Annotated in this window: 2 protein-coding genes; both read right to left on the minus strand. The window is 66.3% G+C overall.

The features are described 5' to 3' along the window. Positions 1-370 (minus strand): beta-ketoacyl synthase N-terminal-like domain-containing protein (locus tag RMCB_RS34235; RefSeq protein WP_267887355.1); only part of this gene is annotated, 370 nt, incomplete at its 3' end. A 5-nt stretch (positions 371-375) separates the two neighbouring features. Further along, positions 376-2,950: acyltransferase domain-containing protein (locus RMCB_RS34240; RefSeq protein ID WP_084388688.1), on the minus strand; the 2,575-nt coding region annotated here is incomplete at its 5' end.

Raw genomic sequence — 2,950 nt, forward strand, 5'->3', positions numbered from 1 at the left:
GATCCATCGCCGCCGCCTCCCGCGGCGCAATCCCAAAAAACTCCGCATCAAACTCATCCGGACACCACGACGTCAAAAACCCACCATCACGCGAACAAATCGTCCCCGGCACCGACGAATCCGCCGAATAAAACTCCTCAACATCCCACCGATCCCCCGGCACCGGCACAATCCCACTACGCCCGTCCTGCAACAACTGCCAAAACTGATCCGCAGAACCCACCCCACCCGGCAACCGACAACCCAACCCCACCACAGCTACCGGCTCAACATCAGCACGCTCAGCCACCGCCAACCGCGCCGTCAACTCATCAATCCGATGCAACGCCTCAGCAATAATCGCCCGACGATCCGCCCCAGCACCAACCATAAAAATCAACCCACGCTTTCCGGTAGGTCGGCGTCGGCGATCTCGGCGAGGTGGTCGGCGAGCTCCGTGACCGTCGGATAGTCGAAAACGACTGTCTGGGGCAGTACCTCGCCGAGGGTCTCGGCAAGCGCGCGTTGCAGTATCACGTTCATCAACGAATCCATGCCCAGCTCAAAGAAATCCGCGTCGGGGTTGAGCGACTGAGGTGACGGGAGCCCCATCACGGCGGCGACCAGGACGCCGACATGGTTCTGCAGCAGGGTCCGACGTTCGTGGGGCTCGCAGACCCGCCACACGTCTTTGATGTCGCCGACCGGTGCCGCTTCTGCGTCCGCCTCCGGGCCGGCTGGCTCGGTCTCGTCGATGTCGACGACCCCGCCCCAGATCTCGGGGTGCTCCGACGCCAGCGCCCGCCCCAACCCCCACAGCACGGCGTCGGCCGCACCTGCCGGGTGATCGTCGGGATCGTCACGCCGTCCCAGGATGAACATCCGGGGTGGTACCGCCATCGTGGAAAGTGCGGCCGTGAGGCGCCTGGCCGTGTTGAACAGCCGGTAACCCCATTCGGGTAAGTGGTCTGAAGCCGAAAGATCAGGGGCGTAAAGAACATTCGCGGCCCTGCCGAGAATGTCCGGCAACTCGCTTGCCGCTGCGCCGTCTGCCAGGGTGTCCATCGGCAGGACGGTGACGGCAGCTGTGTCTCCGATCGCACTGCTCACCTGGGCAGCGCGCCCGTCGTCGGCGAACACCACCCAGGAGCCATCGCCCGCGGTATCGGCAGCGGTGATCGGCCCGATCGGCCAGTCGGATTCATAGTTCCATCCGTTCGATCCCGCCGCGTGCGCATGACGTTGCGGGGCCGTCGGCTTGATCCACAACTGCGTGTGGTGCCACGGGGTTGCGGGCAACACCGGATGCGGTTCGGGCGGATGCGGTGTCGGCGGTGGTGTACCGGTGTGAGCCGAGTTCAGATTGGTGTGGAACGTGTGGGTGTCGTCGCCATCGCGCTGCAGGGTGGCCACGGTGTGGAAGTGCGTGCCTGCGAGAGTGTCTGCGATCGAATGGGTCAACAGCGGGTGCGGGCTGATCTCGACGAAGGTGGCATGATCGGCCCCGGCCGCCGCGACAGCCTGACTGAACCGTACCGGGCGGCGTAGGTTGGCGACCCAGTGATCGGCGTCGAAACGCGGTGTCGGCGTCTGACTCTGGTCGTAGGTGGTCGAGATGATCGGGATCGTCGGCGGTTTCGGCGCGAGGTCGCTCAACGCAGCCCGCAGGTCCGGTAGCACCGGATCGATGGTCGGGTGGTGCGACGCGACGTCGACGTCTATGCGTCGTGCCAACCGGTTCTGCTGCGCGACCTTCGCGATCAACATGTCGACGTCGGCCGGTGGGCCGGCGATCACCGTCTGGGTCGGTGACGCATAGACCGCCAGTGTCACGTCCGGGTACTCGGCGATCAACCCCAGAGTCGAGGCAGGATCGAGTTCGAGCAGTGCCATCGCGCCGTGGCCGGCCAGGCGTGCCATGAGGCGGGAGCGGGTGGCGATGACGCGCAGTCCTTCGGCCGGGCTGAGTGCGCCTGCGGTGACGGCGGCGGCGACTTCGCCCATGGAGTGTCCGATGACGGCGTCGGGCACCACGCCGTAGTGCCGCCACAACTCGGTCAACGCGAGTTGCAGGGCGGTCAGCACGGGCTGGATACGTTCGATACCGGTCAGCGGTTCTGCCGTCTCGAGCACCTCTCGCAGAGAGAACCCGACCTCGGCCCGGAAGGCAGGTTCGAGGGTGTCGATGGCGGTCGCGAAGGCGGGTTCGTCGGTGAGTAGTCGGCGGCCCATGCCGGCCCATTGGGAGCCTTGTCCGGAGTAGACGAACACCCGGCCCGGCCGGCACGGCCCCTCGTGCGCGCCGACGACGCCGACCGCCGCCTGGCCCGCCGCCAGGGCCGACAGTCCGGCAACCGCCTGGGTGTGGTCGCGCGCGCAGATGGTGGCGAAGCTGCGGTGCTGGGTGCGGTGGTGGTTGAGGGTGTGGGCGACGTCGGCGAGTCGGACTTCGGCGCCGGGGCCGGTCATCCACTGGGCGAGCATGGCCGCGGTCGCGGCGATCCGCTGAGGCGATTTGCCTGACACCACCAACGTCGTCACCGGTGAATCCGGCTCCCACACCGCAGGTTCGGGAGACGGCGCCTGCTCGATGATGATGTGTGCGTTGGTCCCGCTGACCCCGAACGAAGACACCCCGGCCCGGCGCGGCCGCGGCACGGTGGGCCATTCCAACGCCGACGATGCGATGGTCAAGCGGGTGGCGTCGTGGCTGGCGTGGGGGGTGAGTTGGTGGAAGTTGAGGTGTTTGGGGATGTAGCCGTAGCGCACACTGAGCACGGTTTTGATGAAACCGGCGATCCCCGCAGCCGATTCGAGATGACCCAGATTGGTCTTCACCGAACCCACCACCAACGGGGCAGCATCCCCACGATCGGCGAAAACCTGCGCCAACGCGTCCAACTCGATCGGATCACCCAACGCCGTACCGGTCCCGTGCGCCTCGATGTAATCGATATCAGCGGGCTGCAAC

This window comes from Mycolicibacterium brisbanense (assembly GCF_001570425.1).
GTDB classification, from domain to species: Bacteria; Actinomycetota; Actinomycetes; order Mycobacteriales; family Mycobacteriaceae; genus Mycobacterium; species Mycobacterium brisbanense.